The organism is Streptomyces sp. SX-6 (genome assembly GCF_059089585.1).
Genome location: NZ_JBTHHU010000018.1, coordinates 79,997 through 97,949, shown reverse-complemented (window position 1 = coordinate 97,949; position 17,953 = coordinate 79,997). Strand labels below are relative to the sequence as shown.

Sequence of the window (17,953 nt, the reverse complement as noted above, 5' to 3'; positions counted from 1 at the left end):
TCCGGTTGTCTGTGTCGTGCGCCTTCCCCCCCCCCCCCCCCCCCCCCCCCCCCCCCGGGCCCACGGGCGGTATCCAGTGGCTGCCCGATTTCAGCAGGCGTCCGTACGGCGGGGTGCGGCCCAGCACGGGGCCGAGCAGGTCCGTACGGCGGAAGGCCAGCAGCTCGCTCACGCGCGGCACGGTGGCGAACGAGACGTCCAGGGCGAGGAGTTCGCTCAGACGCTCGTCGCGGGTTCCCGGGTCGTCCAGCCACAGCTTGGCGGCCAGGTAGGCGGTGTTGTCGTCGCCGTGCCGGACGGCCCGGCCCAGCAGCTCCTGGAGCCCGGGCAGGGTGCGCGCCCGCCTGCCGAGCATGCTCGCCACGTCGAGGGTCAGTCCGTATTCGGCCCTCGCCGCACTCGCCTCGAGCGCCGGGCGCAGCGCCTCGAAGACCTGCCGCGCCTGCCCGCGCCGCAGCCCGCCCAGCCGCAGGAGGCCGGTACCGGAGATCCGGTCGAGCGTACGGAGCGCCCAGCCCCGCAACTCCTCGCCGCCGTCGGCGTGTTCGCGCAGCACTGCCACGGCCAGGTTGTTCAGGGCGGTGTGGGCCTCCCACGAGGTGTCGCGCGCTTCCATCGCGTCGACGGTGATCCGCTCCAGATCCGGAGCGACGTCTTCCGTGAACAGCGCGGGGTGGACCCGGGCGAGCGCCGTCAGCGCCGGGGAGCGCACCGGGTCCTGGTCGTTGCGCAACCGCCGCAGGTCCGCCAGCAGTTCGGTGACGGCCGCGGGGTCGCCCGAGCAGGCGGCGTTGCGGACGAGCAGCCGGTAGGCGTACGCCCGGTCCGCGGGCGCCGGGCGGCGCGTGGCGGCCAGCAGTTCCGGGCGCGCCTCGGCCACCGGCAGATACGACACGGCCGACAGCACCGGCCCCCACCCGGCGCCGCGCTCGCGCGCCTGCGCCGCCATCCGCCGCGCCTCGGCCGCGCGCCGGGCACGCGGCAGCACCTCGAGCAGGCCGTCGGACAGTTCGGCACGGCCCATTTCCCGTCCGGCCGTCGCGGCGTCATGGCACGCGGCACGCCGGGACGGCGGCACGCAGCGCAACAGGCGTACGTACTCTGCCTCGTGCGCGCACAACAGCCGTGCGAGCCGGTCGAATTCGGGCGCCTCGCCGGATACGAAGGTACGCAGTACCGGCCGCCCCAGGCGGCGGACGGCAGCGAGGTCGCGCCCGGGTGCGAGCAGCACCCGCAGCGTACGCCCCGGGTCGGCGGCGGCGAGCCGCCCGAGATTCTCGAGCACCGGTCCCGGCAGCGGCCCGTGGCACAGCCTCTCCAGCAGGTCCAGCACCCGCAGCGGCGCGTGCTCGACCGCGGCGGCCACGCCGCGCGCGTTCGCCTCCCACCAACTCGACCGCAGGCCTTCCGTTTTCGTGGCGAGCTGGCTCTCCGCGACGTCGAGGACCGTGCCGCAATGGCGGGCGACGACCTTGTTCCACTTGACCACGGCGTGGCCGAGATCAGGCAGCAGCTCCGCCACGGTCTCCGGACCACAGGCGGGCAGCAGCAGCGCGGCCTCCCCGTCACCCCAACGCGCCCGCACGCCCCGGATCAACGTTTCGGCCGATTCCGTACGCCGTCCCGCCACGACGGCCCGCAGCAGGGCGCGCCGCACGACTGTCGGGGCATCGTCCAGCACGGCCACCACGGCCGCGCCCGGTATCAGCCCCTCCCGCACCGCGACCAGGACGTGCCCCCGCACCACCGGATCGGGGTCGACGAGCCGCCCCTCCAGCCACTCCGCCGCTCCCCCGACCCGAGCCGCCATCGCCGCGAGCCCGCGCTCGAACCGGCCACGCCGCCACAACTCGACCAGTATGACGTTGAGTTCGTCGCATTCGCTCCATTCCATGGCGCTGACGGCCAGGTGGCGCATGCGCTGCGGATGGGACATGGAGTCGAATGCGGCGAGGAGCTCATCGACGCGCGCCGCAGTGGTGTCCTTCTTCTTCACGCCGGAAATTGTCGTTGGAGTGCGCCGTTTGCCCCTAATCCTTTTCTTCGCTTTCTTCGCTGCGGAGCAGGGCGCGGCGTACGGCGGCTGCGCCGCGCGCGGTGACTTCTTGCGGGGCAGACCGGAAGCGGGCATTCACCCACCGATCGGGGGACCAGTGCTCCCCCGATCATTCCGACGGCCGGATGACCCTGCGTGCACACTCCCGCACGCACCCTGGAAGGCATGAACAAGGAATTCGCCAAGAAGCTCAGGGATACGGCCATTGCGACCGGAACTCCCCTGCCAGAGCGTGAGCACTACGAGGTCACCGTGAGCAACCAGTCGACGCATGCGCTGGTACTGACGTCGAAGGCGGTGTCCGGGGCGTTTGACGAAGCCCCGGACGAAGGACACGTCCTCCGCCCCCGGGAATCGGACACCTTCCGGGTCACCTCGGTCCACTTCCCCTGGGAGTCCGGCGCAGCCGCGATCCGGTACCAAATGGCCGACGCTCCAGTCACCTTCACCGTGACGAGCGGCCCGCCGGGCAGCCATGTGTCCAGCGGCAAGCTGGAGGGGCCGGGCTGCGAGCATTACGACTGCACCCTCGGCGGCAGCTGCAGCGGACATGGCCTCTTCATATTGGAGACGGCCATGAATCCCCACCTGATGGGCATGTGAGCGACTTGCGTTCCGCCGTCAGCCGACCATCAGAAGCGCTTGACCTCCGGAGCCCGGCCGGGAGCGCAGGGCGGCCACGGCTCCAGGCCCGGGCCGTTCGGGGAGCCGGTTGCCGCGAAGGCGGCCAGGGCGCCGCCGAAGGCGTGGGCCAGGGCGTGGTCGGCCCTGCGGACCGGGCCGAGCATGGGGGCGTCGGGGCAGGCGTCGAAGGTGTCGAAGAGGAAGGGGAGTTCGGCGCAGTGGGTGGCGCCCAGGTCGTGGGGGTCGGGTTCGGGGGCGCGGGTGAAGAGGTAGGCGTGGACGCGGGCGCCCTGGTCCGCGTACCGGGTGGCCGCGTCGGTCGCGGCGGTGCCGCCGAGCGTCGTGTCGGTGGCGATGTCGGTGAGGACGCGTGCCGGGCGGGCGCCGGGGCTGCGGGACGCGAAGTCGTCGTAGACAGCCTGGGCCGCATCACCGTATCGGTCGGCGAGGACGGTGAGGACGTCGTCGCGGGTGAAGGCCTGGACGGCGGGGCGGAAGCCGTAGAAGGCCGTCATTTCGTCTGCTGTGCTGCCCAGCAGGATGTCCTTGCCGTGGACGCCGCTGTCCGCGACGGTTTCGCGCAGGGGTCTGGGGAGGCCGGGTGCGCCTACGACCGGGTACATCACCGGTTCGAAGGCGGTGGGGGAGCCTGCCGCCGCCTCCTCCATCATCCGGGCGTAGGCGGACAGGAGTTGCCCGATGGGCAGCTCGCGCAGAGCCGTGTCCGCGTCGGTGCCGTGGTGGATGCCCAGCAGGCGCAGGTAGGCGTGGGCTCGTCTGGTGGCCTCGTCCGGGTCCTGGCCGTCCATGCTCCAGGGGCAGGACTGGACGATCACCCGGCGCAGCAGGCCGGAGGTGTCCGGGTCGCCCATCAGGGCCACGGACGAGAACGCGCCGGCGGACTGGCCGCCGACCGTGAGCAGGCCGGGGTCGCCGCCGAAGGCGGCGATGTTGTCGCGTACCCAGCGCAGGACCGCGCCCTGGTCCTGGCTGCCGAGGTTCTCGGCGCCGAGGTCGGGGAGGTAGAGGTAACCCAGGGGGCCTAGACGGTAGTTGGCGGTCACCACGACGATGTCGCCGAGTGCGGCGAGGCGGGCGCCGTCGTACCAGTCCCAGCCGCCGGATCCGCTGCTGAAGCCCCCGCCGTGGAACCACACCAGCACCGGCCGTACCGGGGCGCCTGCCTCCAGGGCCCCGGACGGCGTCCAGATGTTCAGGTTCAGGCAGTCGTTCTCGTCCCAGTCCGGGGTTCGTGGTCCCATGACCGACTCCAGCCGGGACGGGTTCTGCGGTGCTGCGGGGCCGGGGCGGTCCGCAGGGCGGACCCCGCTCCAGCCGGGGTGCGGCTCCGGCGGGGAGAAACGCAGCGGCCCCACGGGGGACGCGGCGTACGGAATCCCCCGGAAGGCCGCGATGTCGTCCTTCTCGACCGTGCCCCGTACCGGGCCCGAAGCGGTGACCACCATCGGCTGTACGTCTGCGTTCATGGCCCCTGTCTACCGCATGGGGGCGCGCCCCGCGCGCCCCCACGTGATGGCGGTGAGGGCCTCGTGGAGGGCGGCGGGGCCGGGCGCGCGGTCGTGCCAGCGGGCGGCGATGTGGCCGTCGGGCCGGACGAGCAACGCTCCGTGCGGGCCGAGGCCGCAGAGGGCGGTGTGCTCATCGGGAAGGGGCTCGATGCGCAGGGGCCACGGGGCGGCGGCTTGTTGCTGCCAGTGGGCGGGGTCCGGGGTGAGCAGGGTGAACCACTCACCGACGGCATCGAGCGTGGAGCGGTCGGGGGTGAGCCAGAGGTGCGGCATGCGACGGCCTGGCTCTGCGGTGGGGACGTAGTCGGTGCCTGTGGCGGGTGGCTCGGGTGGGGCGCCGGTATCGGCGAGGACCGCGTCGGAGCGGTACGTGACGCCGAGCACGAGGCCGAGTTGAGCGAAGAACCGCTCCGACCAGGGCAGTTCGATCCGGGTCGGAGCCACCTCGCCGGTGCGGAGCTGGTCGCGGCGCCGGTGCTGTACGTCGAGCATGAGGTGGGTGTTGGTCACCGCCTGGTGGAGGGTCCTGTGGGCGACGGGCTGTCGTTCCGTCTCGTAGGTGTCCAACAGGCCCGGCCCCGCCCACCCTTGGAGTACGCCCGCCAGTTTCCAGCACAGGTTGTGCGCGTCGGCGATGCCCGTGTTCATGCCCAGGCCGCCGATGATGGGGATCGCGTGCGCGGCGTCGCCGGTCAGCAGGATCCGGCCATGGCGGAAGCGGTCGGCGACGAACGCGTTCATCACCCAGTGCTGGACCCGCAACACCTCGGCGCCGGTGCCGACGGCACGCGAGACGAGGGCGGGCCAGTCGGCGTGCGCGGCGTCCTCGGGGGTGGGAACGAACCAGGCCCAGCCGCCTTCGGGGTAGAGCGGGCCGAACAGTCCGTGCGCGGTGAAGTAGACCCCGGCGGGCTGGTGGGCGCACCAACGGCTCAGGTCGGCGTCGAAGACGACGGTGGTGAAGTCCGCCATCGCTCCGGGACCGGTGGTGCCGATTCCCAGCTGCTGACGGATGGTGGAGTTCGCGCCGTCGGCGGCGAGGACATAACGGGCATGGATGCGCGTCTCTTCGCCGCGTCGGTGGTCGGCAAGGACGGCCACGACACCATCGGTTTCCTCGGCCAGGCCGATGAGTTCGGATCCGAAGCGGATCTCTGCGCCTGCTGCGGCGAGCAGGGTGGGTTCCAGCCGGTCCTGCGAGGTGACCGCACCGGTCACGGGGCTTTCGGGTACGGGCGCGTTGATCCCGACCATCGCCGCCGTCGCGAAGTCGTGGTCGTGCAGGGTGTCGCGGAAACGGATGCGGCCGTACTCCGGTGCGAACGCGGCAGCCATGACCTCGGCGGCGAGGCCGAGACTGCGGAAGATCTCCATCGAGCGCACATTGACCAGCCGGGCCCGGGGAAACGGGGACAGCTCGCCGTGCTTCTCGACCAGCAAGGTCCGCACGCCCCAGCGTTCCAGCAGCGCCCGGGCGGTGAGCCCGACCGGTCCACCGCCGACGATCAGTACCGCCACCTCGGCGTCTGCCACAAGGTCAAGCTTTCCCACCCGGCGGCCGGCCGCAACGCCTGCCGTATCCGCGTACACCCGAACGTGCTCCCTGGTGGGGCGACCCCCGTGCGCCCCACCAGGGTGGCCGGTCAGCCGGACAGGGAGTCCCGTAGCTGACGTGCCGCCTTCAGGCGCTCGGCGTACTTGCCGGGGTCGACGGCGGCGAGCTGCTCGTAGACGTCGACGGCCTGCTGGGCGGCGGCCCGTGCCTCGGGGCGGCGGTTGGCCGCGGCCAGGTACTGGGCCAGGGTGACCGCGGCCTCCGCCAGCATCGGCCGGTAGGTTGCGGGATCGGTCTTGCTGAGCTCGGCGTAGATGTCGCGCACCTCGCGCTGCGGGTCGGGCGCGTCCGCGGGGCGGCCGGCCGCCGAGAGGCGGGACGCCAGGTTGATCAGCGCCCAGGCCAAGTGCGGCTTGTCGCCCAACTGCCGGTAGATGTCGACGCCTTCGCGGGTGGCTGTCACCGCCTCGTCGTACTGCTTGGCCAATGCCAGGAAGTAGCCCAGGTAGACCGACGCGTCCGCCAGCGCGGACTTGTACGCGCCGCCCGCGGCGACCAGCGCACGGCAGACGTCCCGCGACTCGCGCTGTGCGGACGCCGCCTCCGCCGCCTTTCCGGCAGCCGACAGGCGGAACGCCAGGTTGAACAGCGCCCAGGCCTGATGCGGTTTGTCACCCAACTGCTTGTACAAGTCCGCGCCTTCGCGGGTGACCGTCACCGCCTCGTCGTACTGTCCCGCCAGCGCCAGGAAGTACCCGAGCAGGACCTGCGCCTCCGCCAGCTCGGACTTGTACGCGCCGCCGCCGGCCACCAGCTCCTGGTAGACGTTCCGCGCCTCGCGCTGCGCGGATGCCGCCTCCGCCGCCTTTCCGGCGGCCGACAGGCGGTACGCCACGTTGATCAGCGCCCAGGCCAGGTGCGGCTTGTCGCCCAACTGCCGGTACACCTCGGCGCCTTCACGCGTGACCGTCACCGCCTCGTCGTACTGCCCCGCCAGCGCCAGGAAGTACCCCAGCAGGACCGATGCCTCTGCCAGTTGGGGCTTGTAGGAAGCTGCCAGTGTCCGGTAGATGTCGCGTGCCTCGCGCTGCGGAACGGGTGCCTCCGCCGCCTTCCCGGCGGCCGACAGGCGGAACGCCAGGTTGCCGAGCGCCCAGGCGAGCTGGGGCTTGTCGTCGAGCCGGCGGTAGATCGCGACGCCCTCGCGGGTGACCGTCACGGACTCCTCGAGGGCACCCGCGAGTTGCAGGTAGTAGCCGAGGTAGACGGAGCTGAAGGCGAGCGCGGACGCGTAGGCGCGGTCGTCCTTCGCGGCCAGCTTCCGGTACAGGTCCCGGGCCTCGCGGGCGAGGGTGGCGGCCTCCTGCGCGTGGCCGGACGCCGAGTACCCGCCGGCGTGCCCCCCGCAGACCTGGGCGAGGTTCACCATGCTGCCGTAGTCCACGGGGACCGGGTCGTAGCCGGGGGCGGCCCAGGGCAGTACGGTGCTCGGGCCGCTCGCCAGCGGGCGGACGTACACCTTGCCGTTCGACGGGCGCAGGACCGCCAGGTCCGCCTTGCCGGTGCTGTTGTAGTCGGCGGGTACGGGAAGGTCTCCCGTACGGCCCCAGGGGACGACGATCGCGGGCCCGCCGGCCGCCAGTTGTACGGTCCACTTGCCGTCGGCCGGCTGCCAGACCGCGGTGTCGAGGCGGCCGTCGCCGTCGAAGTCGGCCTGCATCGTGAAGGGTGCGGGCACCGGGCCGGTGCCGGTGCCGTTGTCGTAGTGGGAGGTGTAGAGCGTCACCTTCAGGGCGCTCAGGCCCGTCAGGTTGAGGTGCGCCTTCGTCACCGTCTGCGGGTCGATGGTGATCTGCCAGGTCGTCGCAGGGCTGCGGCCCCAGTAGGACGGGTGGCGGACGGCGGGGACGCCGGGCACCGTGTCGTCGAGCGTCGCGTCGACCGTGGCGCGGCGTGCGGGTGCGTTGATCTGGACCACGGTGCCGTCGCGCCGCCGGTTCACCGACTGGCCGCTGTGCCGGACGAGCACGGCGACGCCCTTCTCGCTCGCGGTGGCGCCGATGAGGCCGATCTGCACGCCGTCGACCTTCAGCTCGGTCTGGTCCGCGAGGAAATCGTTCAGGGTGACCGTGAACGACGCGGTGTGGTGGGTCCGCAGGGATTCCAGCACCACGGGGTCGGTGACGGTGAGGTGCAGGACGTACGAGTCCAGGCGGTTCTGATAGTCGTTGTAGAGGTCGCGCAGGGGCAGCAGTTCGGGCATCCGCGACCACGAGGTCAGATACCGGTTCATCAGCGGGATGACGAAGCTGTCGTCGCCGCGGGACAGGGGCAGGTAGGCGTTCTCGACGTCGTCCGGGTGCAAGTGGCCGAGGTCGAAGGTGAATTGGGGCGCCCGGTTGGTGAAGGTGAACAGGTCCATGGCCCGGTTGGCCTGGAAGGCGTACTTGATGAGTACGTCCATGTATTCCTGGGCCTGGGTGATCACCATGCGGGAGATCGCGCTCAGCCTGGCGATGTCGTTCTCCCAGCCGGACTGGAGATTGCGCAGGTTGGTGAGATCCTGCTCGTTCAGCGCGATTTTGGCGTCGGTGGCCGCCGCGACCAGTGCCTTCTGGCCGATGTCGAGCTTGTTGATGTAGAACTCGGCGGCGAGTTCCAGCTGGGTCAGCACCAGCGCCTTGTGCAGGGCGGCCGTTGCCGGTTTGGGTTCCGCGATCCTCAGCTCGCCGAGTGCCTTTCCGGCGTCCGTGAACTTCTTGCCGACTCCGAAGAGATCCTTGAGTTCGCCGATCTCGTCCTTCTTGTCGTCCTTGGGTTTCGGGTTGTCCGGGTTGGACCAGTCGATCATTTCGACGATGTACTGGCCTTCGTACGTGCCCGTGTTGAGGTCGATCTTCTGGAGCACCTCGGCCCGGCGGACGAGCAGCCGGGCGGCACCGGCGTATTGCAGGGCGGCGTCGAGTTCACCGGAGGCCGCGGCGGTCTCGGCCATGAAGGCCGCCGCGAAGGCCACGAACGCCGCGGCCGCTTCGGCGCAGGCCGCGATGGTGCCGATGACATCGCCGATGGGGAATTCGAGGCTCTCCTGCGTCATCTGGTCCAGCACGGCGTCGATCTTCTTCTGGTTCACCTCGAGTCGCCGGTGGGTCTCGTCGGCCCTGGCCTGTGCTTCTTTCAGGGCCTGGGCATCGGCCTGGCGCTCGATGTCCAGCACCGTCTTCATGCCGTTCACATGGTCGATGTCGACGCGCAGCCGCTGGTTCTGCTGGCCGGTGGACTGCGCCCGCAGCAGCAGGTTCAGTCCGTTGTCGAAGAGGCTCTTGACGATCGGGTTGTAGTCGTTGACCACTTGCTCGAACTGGGGGAAATCCGGAATGAGATCGACGTCGTAGGGCTGGCCGATCGGCGAGAGATTGGTGGCGAGGAACCGGGACAGTTCGGATGCCCTCGCATGGCCGGGCTTCAGGGTGAGGACACGGTTCAACTCATGCCCCGCGGAAACCCTCAGGCCGCTTTTCGTCGTATCGCCGGGAGCGAAGCTTCGGAACAGGTACTCGCCGACCCGCGTCCGGTACTCCGCCCATACCGCGGCGTTTCCGCCCAGCCTGGCCCCGACCAGGGCCCACCAGTCGCTCTCGGAGTGCGCGACGAACTGCGGGCCCGCCGACGGGCCCGTGCCGCCCGGCAGGCCGGGCCGGCCCTGGGCGCCCTTGCCGCCCTTGCCGTTGTTGCCCCCTCCCCCGCGTCCCCCCGCTCCCCCGGAACCGGCGAGGCCCGCGTTCCCGCCCCCGCCGTCCGCGGTGACGCCGGACATGGAGACGTACTCCACCAGGATCCGGGCACCGGGGCCGCCGGTGCTGCCGTTCCCCCCGTCTCCCCCGTTTCCGCCGTCGCCGGGGTCCATGCCCGGGATGCCGGGCTTGTTGGGGCGGTGGCCGTCGAGGCCCCGTCCGCCGCTTCCGCCCGCACCGCCCGTACCGCCCTGGCCGCCGCGGGCGATCAGGCGGAGGCCGTCGACCTTCGCGGCCAGCACGGTGACCGGCGTGCCCGGGCCACCGGGGCCCGCCGGGCCGCCGGGGCCGCCCGGGCCGCCGCTCTGGCCGTCGTCCCGGTAGCCGCCGCTCGACCCGGTGGCGCCCGTGGATCCCGCCGGGCCCTGCGGGCCGGAGGTGTTGACCGCCCCGCCGTTGCCCCGGTAGCTCTCCGCGACCAGCAGCAACGGGTAGCCGTTGAGGGCGAGTTCATAGCCCTGGTCGTGGGTGATTTCGCGGGCGACGAGGGCCAGGGTGGAGCCCGCCGGAATTCTCCGGTAGTCGATCTCGGCCTGGATCTCCTGGCGCAGGGCCGCATTCACTTGAATGGCGTCCCGGATGTACAGCCATTGAACCGGGATTTCCTCTGACATGACCGATGACATGACCGATGGCATGGCCGATCCCCCTTTGCTGCGTGCGAGCAGGGATCAGTGTGCTGCCGGGTCGTCGCGGAGAACAGCGGCGTTCCGTTCAGCGGAACGCTCACCACGCCCGTACCGGCGCCCCCGCGAAGGCGGGGCTCGTCGCGTCGGCCGGGGGTTCGGTCAGCGGCTGTGCGAGTTCCTCGGCCGCCGGGCCGACCCGGGCCGCGATCCGGTCGAGGAATTCCAGGTCGAAGCCGTAGACGCGGGCCGCGTTGCCGCCCGCCATCGCCGCGATCTCGTCGTGCGGCAGGCCCGCGTACGCCGCGCGCAGGGCCTCCCTCGTGTACGGGTACGTCCCTTCGTCGTGCGGGTAGTCGCTGCCCCACATGATCTTGTCGACGCCGATGCGGTGCCGCAGCGGCACCTCGCTCGGGCGCATGAAGCTCGCGCCGACGAAGCAGTTGTCCCGCCAGTACGCGCTCGGCGCCCGGACCGCCAGGCCGGCGCCGAACTTGGCTTCCGTCGAGTCCAGTTGCCCGCGCGGTACGGCGAGCCGCCGGTGGTAGTAGTCGAGCGTGCCGAGCACGCCCGGGATCCAGCCGGAACCCTGTTCGGTGAGGACGAACCGCAGGTCCGGGTGGCGCTCGAAGGCGCCGCCGAAGGCGAGGTGCCACAGGGCGCGGTGGGAGAACCAGGTCGTCTCGACCATGAACACCGCACGCGCGGCCGGTTCGTCGCCGAGCGGCGGGGAGGCGGAGCCGCCGTGGTGGTTGACGGGGACGCCGAGTTCGGCGCACACCGCCCAGAGCGGGTCGTAGACGTCGGAGTGGAGCTCGGGCAGGCCGCAGCCGGGCGGGGTGCCGGGCAGCAGGATGCCGCCGGTGAGCCCGGCGGCCTTCGTGCGGCGCACTTCGCGTACGGCCTCGTCCACGTCACCGAGCAGGACCTGGGCGACGCCGGCCCGCCGGCCCGGCGCGAGCGCGCAGAAGTCGGCGAGCCAGCGGTTGTGGGCGCGCAGGCCCGCCCAGCGCAGCGCGTACTCCTCGCGGGTGGGCGTGGGGGCGACCAGGGAGGCGCTGGGGAAGAAGGGCGGGATGGTGTTGGGGTACACCACCTCGGCGACGATGCCGTCGGCCTCGAGCTCGGCGAGGCGGCGGCCGGAGTTCCAGTTCCGGTCGGCGGAGTCGGCGAGCAGGTCCTCGTACGGGTTGACGTAGGTCGCCGCCCAGGCGTCGAAGGCGTCGTGGTGCCCGCGCTCCAAGTAGGGCCGGTAGTCGGGAAGATCGGCCCCGGCGTGACAGTCGGCGGAGATGACGGTGTACCGCCTCATGCCCCGGTCCCTACGCACGGGAAGTCCTCGCCGGTGAGCCAGTGCCGTCCGGTCGTACGCGACCGCGCCCACGACGCCTCGACGGCCCGCTGGTCCTCGGGCTGGCCGAGGTCGTCCGGCGTCGGGCCGATGCGGCGGGCCAGCGGGGTCAGTACGGCCGTGTCGAAGCCGAAGACCTCGGCGGCGGAGAGGCCGAGCATGCGCCGGGTCTCGGTGACGGGGATGTCGTGGAAGGTGCGGCGCAGCCACTGCCGGGTCGCGGGCCAGGTGCCCTCGGGGTGCGGGAAGTCGGAGCCCCACAGGATGTTGCCGACCCCGATCTCGTAGCGCTGGGCCAGCTCGCGCCGTTTGGTATTGGTGGCGCAGACGAAGACGTTGCGGTCGAGGTATTCGTGCGGCGGGCGGTTCAGCCCGGCGAAGGGCGACAGCTTCTTGCCGCCGTGCGCGCCGAGGTAGAGGCGGTCCATGAACCACAGCAGGTTCGGCAGCCACCAGCAGCCCGACTCGGCGATGCCGAACCGCAGGCCCGGGTGGCGCTCGAAGACCCCGGACCACAGCAGGAACCACAGGGGGCGGGCGGGCCACCAGGTCACCTCGGTGACGTAGATGCCGAGGTGGTCGCCGTACTCGTGGCGCGGCGTGGCGCCGGAGTGGGTGAGCAGCGGCATGCGCGCCTCGGCGGCGGCAGCCCAGACGGGGTCGTAACTCCGGTCGTGGTACGGGGCGTTGCCGGCCCACATGGCCGGGATCATCAGCGCGCCGAGCCCGGACTCCCTGGCGCGGCGGATCTCGGCGACGACCTCCTCCGTCCCGGCGGTGACGGGCAGCAGGGCGACGCCGCAGTGCCGTTCGGGGTGCTGCGCGCAGAAGTCGGCGAGCCAGCGGTTGTGGGCGCGTGCTCCTGCCATGCCGAGTACGGGGTCGTGGTCGCCGGAGAGGCCGAGGCCGACGCCGAAGGGCGCGGCGGTACGGCTGTCCACGGCGTCGGCGTCCGGGAAGACGACCTCGCCGGCCACGCCGTCGCCGTCCAGCTCCTTGATCCGCTGCGCCGGGTCCCAGCCGCCGCGCAGGCCCTCCTCGTGTTCCTCGAACCAGGTCGTGGCGAACGCCTCGTTGCGTACGCCGAGCCGTGTCATCTCCTCGCGGCGGGCGGCGCGCTGTCCGAGGAAGTCGTCGAAGGCGCGGTGGAAGCGGTGCTCGAGGTACGGCCGGTACTCCTCGGTGGGGAGCCCTGCGTGGCAGTCGGAGGAGATGACGAGGTACGGGTCGCGACGGATCATCGGGCGCTCCGTAAGGTGTTGGGCGGCCGGTTCTCGGGCGGCCGGTCGAGGATCTGCTGGACGTCGTCGTAGCGCTGATGGATGTACGGCAGCAGGTCCTGCGCGCTGACCTGTGCGACCACGCGCCCACGCTGTACGGTCGCGCGCTCCCCCAGGGTGATCTCCACGAGGCGGCGCACCGGGAGATCGGCGACCGGGTCGTACATCGACTCGCGCAGCACCACGTCGCCGGTGACCGATTCCAGCTTGCGCACCCGCTCGGTGCGGGTGCAGTGGACGAGCAGCGGGGCGACGTCGAAGCCCTCGCCCTCGACGCCGGGCAGGAACTTGAACTGGAAGTCGAGCCGTTCGCGCACCGGCGGCAGCGGCAGCACCCCGTTGACCGCGCCGCGCACCTCGACGAAAGCGATGCCGTGCCGGGCCATGGCCGCCCGGACGACCAGACCGTCGCGCTCGACGGTCACCTCGCCGAGCTTCTTCGGCTCGCCGAACACCTCGCGCCCGCCGGTGAGGGCGCGCTCGTGTGTCATGGGCATCACCAGCGGGTACCAGCCGTCGTGCCCGTCGTGGCGCGCGGCCACCGACACCGATCCGGCGCCCAGCGGGCTGCCGTGCAGGGCGACTGTGCCGATGGAGGCGCGGACGAGCGCGCGCCCGGCGGGCTCGAGCGGGGGCGGCAGCACGGACGCCACCGCCTCCGGGTCGCTCTCCCAGAGCGCGACCACCCCCGTGGACCAGACCTCCGGGACCGCCGCCCTGCCGGCCGCCCGGATCTCCTCCGCGTCGCGCGGGCCGTACCGTACGCGTGTCATCCCGTAACCCGCTTCCTGTCGAGGCTGCGTCTGTAACAGGGTTACAGCGGCTTGCGGGAAGGGTAAAGACCCTTGCACGCAGGGAAGTTGGGGGGGACCGACGGCCATGACGCGTGAGGAGATCCTGGACGTCGCCGCCCGCCTGGTGCGCGAGCGCGGTCCACGAGCGCTGACGATGCGCGCGCTGGCCGGGGAGCTGGGGACGGCCGTCACCTCCATCTACTGGCACGTCGGCAACCGGGAGGCGCTCCTGGAAGCGCTCGTGGAGCACACGCTCCTGGAGTTCGTCGCGATCCACTCCACGGGGCGCACGCCGCGCACGCGCATCGTCTCGATCGCCCGCGCGCTCCGCCGTGAACTGTGCGCCCGCCCGCACCTGATTGCGCTGGTCCATGAACGGGGGCTCACGGAGCGGCTGTTCCGGCCAGCGCGCGAGGCCCTGCTGCGCGAGGTCCGTGCCGCCGGGCTGCGCGGGGCGCGGGCGGTCGAGGCGGTGCGGGCGGTGGAGTTCCAGGTCGTCGGCTCCGTCCTGGTCGAGCGCGCCATGGAGCGGGGGCCCGGTCCCCGGCCCGCCGTCCCCGCCGCCGGGGCGGACAGCGGGGACCCGGCCCTGGAGCGCGCCCTGGCCCGACCGCCGGATCCCGGGCGGCTGTTCGAGGTGTCGGTGCGGGCTCTGGTGGAGGCGCTGCTGGACGGGCAGGCATAGGACGGTGGTCAACATCCGTACCCGCCGCATGGTCCCGGGACCCTCGTTGTCAGTGGGGGCCCGTAAGCTCTGTGACCATGCTCGAAGACCGCACCGCAGCCGCATCGCCCACCTCGTGGCCGGCCGCGTATCCGGAGGGATACGCGGTCGTCGACGTGGAGACCACCGGGCTCGCCCGGGACGACCGGATAGTGTCGGCTGCCGTGTATCAGCTGGACACCCGGGGCCGGGTGCAGGACACGTGGTACACGCTGGTCAACCCCGAGCGCGATCCCGGTCCGGTGTGGATCCACGGGCTGACCTCCGAAGTCCTCGCGGACGCGCCGCTGTTCAAGGAGATCGCGGGCGATTTTGCCGAGCGGCTCGAGGGCCGGGTGCTGGTGGCGCACAACGCGGCCTTCGACTGGTCGATGATCGCCCGTGAGTACGCCCGGGCGGCGGCCGAGGCCCCGGTGCGTCAACGGCTGTGCACGATCGCGCTGTCCAAGGAGCTGGGGCTGCCGCTGCCCAACCACAAGCTGGAGTCCCTGGCTGCGCACTACGGCGTGGTCCAGCAGCGGGCGCACCACGCGCTGGACGACGCCCGGGTGCTCGCGGAGGCGTTCCGGCCCAGCCTGGAGCTGGCGGCCGCGTCGGGGATCCGGCTGCCGCTGCTGGCGTGCCAGCCGCTGATGGAGTGGTCGGACGGCCCGTCGGCCGCCGCCCGTCCGGCGATCGGCTACCAGCCGTCCTACCGGTCGGGGTCGGGGACCTGGCGGCCCAGCCGTCGGCGGCCCGCGTGCCCGCACCCCAACCCCGGCCGCTATGAACCGGGCAAACAGCTCATTCAGGGCATGCGGGTCGCGTTCTCGGGTGACACCTCCATCGACCGGGAGCTGCTGGAGGACCGGGCCACGGAGGCCGGGCTGCACGTCGCGACGAGCATCTCCCGCCTCACCAGCCTGCTGGTCACCAACGACCCGGACTCCACCACGTCCAAGGTCGTCAAGGCCGGTTCCTTCGGGACGCCCGTGGTCGACGAGGCCGCCTTCATACAGCTGCTCTCCCATGTGACCCCGGCGGGCGGCGGCGCGTAGGGGGTTGCCGGAGAGGCGGCCGAGCGCACCAGGTACCGTCGAACGCTGTGTACCGCTTCCTGCTGACCCGGCAGTGGGTGATCCTCACGCTCGTGGGGCTCGTCCTGATCCCGGTGATGATCAAACTGGGCTTCTGGCAACTGCACCGCCACGAGTCCCGGGTCGCGCGCAACAACCAGATCGGCCGCACGCTCTCCAAGGACCCCGTGCCCGTCACCGAACTCAGCGCGCCCGGCCGTGACGTGCCGCACGAGAACGTGTGGCGCCAGGTCACGGCCACCGGCACGTTCGACGCCAAGGACACGGTCGCGGTCCGCTACCGGACCGACGACTCGGGCAAGTCCGGCTTCATGGTGGTCACGCCGCTGGTGCTGGACAACGGTGCCACGGCGCTCGTCAACCGCGGCTGGGTCCCGGCCGACGGCGGGCAGCTGAAGTTCCCCGACGTTCCGGCCGCTCCGTCCGGCAAGATCGCCGTGACCGGGCGGCTGCGGGCCGACGAGACCACGCGCAGCAGTGGCATCAAGGACACCAAGGGTCTGCCGGACCGCATGGTGATGCTCATCAACAGCGAGCGGCAGGCCGAGCAGCTGCACCGGCCGCTGCTCGGCGGCTACATCGAGCTGGTGTCCCCTACGTCCGACCGCCAGCCGGAGGTCATCTCCGCGCCGGACCACAGCAGCATCGGCAACCACATGGCGTATGCGGTGCAGTGGTGGCTGTTCTCCGCGTTCGTGCCGGTCGGCTGGGTCATCCTGGTCCGCCGCGAGCGCCGCGACCAGCTGGCCGCGGCGGCGGCTGCGGCCGATGCGGATGCGGATGCGGCCGATGCGGAGGGCGAGTCCGCCCCAGCCCCTGCCGCATCGGGGCCCGCCACGGCAGACTGACCCGCATGGATCTTGGACTCAAGGACCGGGTGTACGTACTGACCGGCGCGAGCCGGGGGCTGGGCCATGCCGCGGCCCGCGAGCTCGTCGCCGACGGGGCCCGTGTGGTGATCTCCGGGCGGGATGCGAAGGCCGCGGAGGCCGCGGCGGCGGAACTCGGTGGCGGGGCCGTGGGGGTGGGCGCGGACAATGCCGACCCCGCGGCCGCGGCGCGGCTCGTCGCCACCGCGCGCGAGCGCTTCGGGCGCTTCGACGGCATCCTCATCAGCGTCGGCGGGCCGCCGGCCGGGGCGGCTGCCGACATCGACGACGACCAGTGGCGGGCCGCCTTCGAGTCCGTCCACCTCGGCGCCGTCCGGCTGGCCCGCGCGGCCACCGCGGAGCTCTCCGAGGGCGGGGTGATCGGCTTCGTCCTGTCGGCCTCCGTCCACGAGCCGATCCCCGGCCTGACCATCTCCAACGGGCTGCGCCCGGGGCTCGCCGGATTCGCGAAGTCCCTTTCGGTGGAGCTGGGGCCGCGCGGTATCCGGGTCGTGGGCCTGCTGCCCAGTCGCATCGACACGGATCGTGTGCGGGAACTCGATGCGCTGTCCGGCGACCCGGGCGAGGCACGGGCCCGGCACTCGGAGGGGATTCCGTTGCGGAGGTACGGGACTCCGGAGGAGTTCGGGCGGTGTGCGGCGTTTCTGCTGTCGCCTGCGGCGTCGTATCTGACGGGTGTGATGTTGCCGGTGGATGGGGGTGCGGCGCGCGGGTTCTGAGGGTCGGGGTGGTGTCTGTGCCCCGGTCCCACCCTCTCGCCGCCTCCCGGGGCTCCGCCCCCGGACCCCGATCCTGGGGCTGCGCCCCAGACCCCGCTTGTCGCGGCTCCGCCGCTCGTCCTCAAACGCCGGACGGGCTTGATAGTGCCGGGCCGGGCTGGATTTTCAGGGCGGCCCCGACATTCCAGCCCGTCCGGCGCTTGAGGACCAACGCGGCGAAGCCGCGTTGCGGGGGCCCGGGGGCGAAGCCCCCGAAACGGGGCCCGGGGCGGAGCCCCGGGAGACGGCGAGAGGGCGGGGCCGGGGCAGAGGCACCCTCACCCCACCCGCTCCGCATCGTGGCGGACCGCACGCAGGCGGACCTCCGCCGGCAGGCGGGCCAGGCCCGCCGAACCGCGGGCATGCCTCAACGCCTCCGCCCGCAGCAAGCGCAACGCCTCCACCGGCACCGCATGCGGCGCCAAGGTCAGGACGACCCGCACCTCCGGCCCCGTACGGCGGCCGCCGACAAGCGTGACGAGCGCGTGGTCGACCCCGTCCAGCGCCCCCGCCTCCGCCGCCAGCGCCTCCTCCAGCGCCCGGCCGCGCACCACCGCCCTCACCCCGTCCCCGCCCCCATCCCCGTCCCCGCAGTCGACGGCCACCTCGCGCAGCCTGCGCTGCCGCAGCTGCGCGAGCAGCCACCACAGGGCGAGCAGCATCACCACAGCGAGCACGCCGATCGCCAAGGGCCACCACCAGCCGCGGTCCCGCCACCTGCGGCGGTCGGCGGCGCTCAGCAGCACGTCGTCGGGGCCGCCGAAGGGCCACGCGGAGGGCAGCGAGAAGTCCCAGTGCCGCGGAAGGCCGAGCGCCCCGATCAGCACCGCGGCCCCGAGTGCCACCAGCACCACACCGGCCAGCCCGACCAGCACCCGGTTGACGGTCCTCAGCAC

General features: G+C 72.3%; 12 protein-coding genes and 1 pseudogene. 5 read left to right on the top strand and 8 right to left on the bottom strand.

What is annotated here, in order from left to right; all coding sequences use genetic code 11:
* Window positions 1-1,996, bottom strand: a pseudogene (locus ACV530_RS22005) (hypothetical protein); the annotation flags it as partial.
* A 225-nt stretch (window positions 1,997-2,221) separates the two neighbouring features.
* Between ACV530_RS22005 and ACV530_RS22000 the strand changes: the two are divergent.
* Entirely contained in the window at window positions 2,222-2,659 is a 438-nt protein-coding gene (locus ACV530_RS22000) for a hypothetical protein (RefSeq protein ID WP_494334298.1), read from the top strand.
* Between the two features lie 29 nt (window positions 2,660-2,688).
* Here the strand turns inward: ACV530_RS22000 and ACV530_RS21995 are convergent, their stop codons facing one another.
* The 6 genes from ACV530_RS21995 to ACV530_RS21970 form a co-directional block, all read right to left on the bottom strand.
* Entirely contained in the window at window positions 2,689-4,167 is a 1,479-nt protein-coding gene (locus tag ACV530_RS21995; RefSeq protein ID WP_494334297.1) for a carboxylesterase/lipase family protein, read from the bottom strand.
* 9 nt (window positions 4,168-4,176) lie between these two features.
* On the bottom strand, window positions 4,177-5,742 hold the full coding sequence (locus ACV530_RS21990) for an FAD-dependent monooxygenase (RefSeq protein WP_494334296.1): 1,566 nt from the start codon (window positions 5,740-5,742) through the stop codon (window positions 4,177-4,179).
* Between the two features lie 110 nt (window positions 5,743-5,852).
* Entirely contained in the window at window positions 5,853-10,172 is a 4,320-nt protein-coding gene (locus tag ACV530_RS21985) for a tetratricopeptide repeat protein (RefSeq protein WP_494334295.1), read from the bottom strand.
* 112 nt (window positions 10,173-10,284) lie between these two features.
* Window positions 10,285-11,496 carry an amidohydrolase family protein gene (locus ACV530_RS21980; RefSeq protein ID WP_494334294.1) on the bottom strand — a complete coding sequence of 404 codons (1,212 nt, stop codon included), beginning with the start codon at window positions 11,494-11,496 and terminating at the stop codon, window positions 10,285-10,287.
* A complete protein-coding gene (locus ACV530_RS21975) occupies window positions 11,493-12,776 on the bottom strand; it encodes an amidohydrolase family protein (protein WP_494334293.1) in 1,284 nt (427 codons plus the stop codon). Before ACV530_RS21975 ends, ACV530_RS21980 begins: the two co-directional genes overlap by 4 nt.
* Entirely contained in the window at window positions 12,773-13,588 is an 816-nt protein-coding gene (locus ACV530_RS21970; RefSeq protein WP_494334292.1) for an acetoacetate decarboxylase family protein, read from the bottom strand. Before ACV530_RS21970 ends, ACV530_RS21975 begins: the two co-directional genes overlap by 4 nt.
* Window positions 13,589-13,694: 106 nt before the next feature.
* Between ACV530_RS21970 and ACV530_RS21965 the strand changes: the two genes are divergently transcribed.
* From ACV530_RS21965 to ACV530_RS21950, 4 genes are all read left to right on the top strand, one after another.
* Entirely contained in the window at window positions 13,695-14,294 is a 600-nt protein-coding gene (locus tag ACV530_RS21965) for a TetR/AcrR family transcriptional regulator (RefSeq protein ID WP_494334291.1), read from the top strand.
* Between the two features lie 77 nt (window positions 14,295-14,371).
* Window positions 14,372-15,370, top strand: coding sequence for a DEDDh family exonuclease (locus ACV530_RS21960; protein ID WP_494334290.1), 999 nt, complete (start codon window positions 14,372-14,374; stop codon window positions 15,368-15,370).
* A 47-nt stretch (window positions 15,371-15,417) separates the two neighbouring features.
* Window positions 15,418-16,257 (top strand): SURF1 family cytochrome oxidase biogenesis protein, encoded by an 840-nt coding sequence (locus tag ACV530_RS21955; protein WP_494334289.1) that lies wholly within the window; start codon window positions 15,418-15,420, stop codon window positions 16,255-16,257.
* Between the two features lie 5 nt (window positions 16,258-16,262).
* Window positions 16,263-17,018, top strand: coding sequence for an SDR family oxidoreductase (locus ACV530_RS21950; protein ID WP_494334288.1), 756 nt, complete (start codon window positions 16,263-16,265; stop codon window positions 17,016-17,018).
* 317 nt (window positions 17,019-17,335) lie between these two features.
* Here ACV530_RS21950 and amaP read toward each other — a convergent pair whose 3' ends face one another.
* The gene (gene amaP / locus ACV530_RS21945; RefSeq protein ID WP_494334287.1) at window positions 17,336-17,953 is read right to left on the bottom strand and encodes an alkaline shock response membrane anchor protein AmaP; all 618 of its coding nucleotides are present in this window, start codon (window positions 17,951-17,953) and stop codon (window positions 17,336-17,338) included.

What these genes read in the sequence shown, in the direction of transcription:
- ACV530_RS22000 (WP_494334298.1), top strand. Translation starts at nt 2,222, where the DNA reads ATGAACAAGGAATTCGCCAAGAAGCTCAGGGATACGGCCATTGCGACC.
- ACV530_RS21995 (WP_494334297.1), bottom strand. Translation starts at nt 4,167, where the DNA reads ATGAACGCAGACGTACAGCCGATGGTGGTCACCGCTTCGGGCCCGGTA.
- ACV530_RS21985 (WP_494334295.1), bottom strand. Translation starts at nt 10,172, where the DNA reads ATGTCAGAGGAAATCCCGGTTCAATGGCTGTACATCCGGGACGCCATT.
- ACV530_RS21980 (WP_494334294.1), bottom strand. Translation starts at nt 11,496, where the DNA reads ATGAGGCGGTACACCGTCATCTCCGCCGACTGTCACGCCGGGGCCGAT.
- ACV530_RS21975 (WP_494334293.1), bottom strand. Translation starts at nt 12,776, where the DNA reads ATGATCCGTCGCGACCCGTACCTCGTCATCTCCTCCGACTGCCACGCA.
- ACV530_RS21970 (WP_494334292.1), bottom strand. Translation starts at nt 13,588, where the DNA reads ATGACACGCGTACGGTACGGCCCGCGCGACGCGGAGGAGATCCGGGCG.
- ACV530_RS21965 (WP_494334291.1), top strand. Translation starts at nt 13,695, where the DNA reads ATGACGCGTGAGGAGATCCTGGACGTCGCCGCCCGCCTGGTGCGCGAG.
- ACV530_RS21960 (WP_494334290.1), top strand. Translation starts at nt 14,372, where the DNA reads ATGCTCGAAGACCGCACCGCAGCCGCATCGCCCACCTCGTGGCCGGCC.
- ACV530_RS21950 (WP_494334288.1), top strand. Translation starts at nt 16,263, where the DNA reads ATGGATCTTGGACTCAAGGACCGGGTGTACGTACTGACCGGCGCGAGC.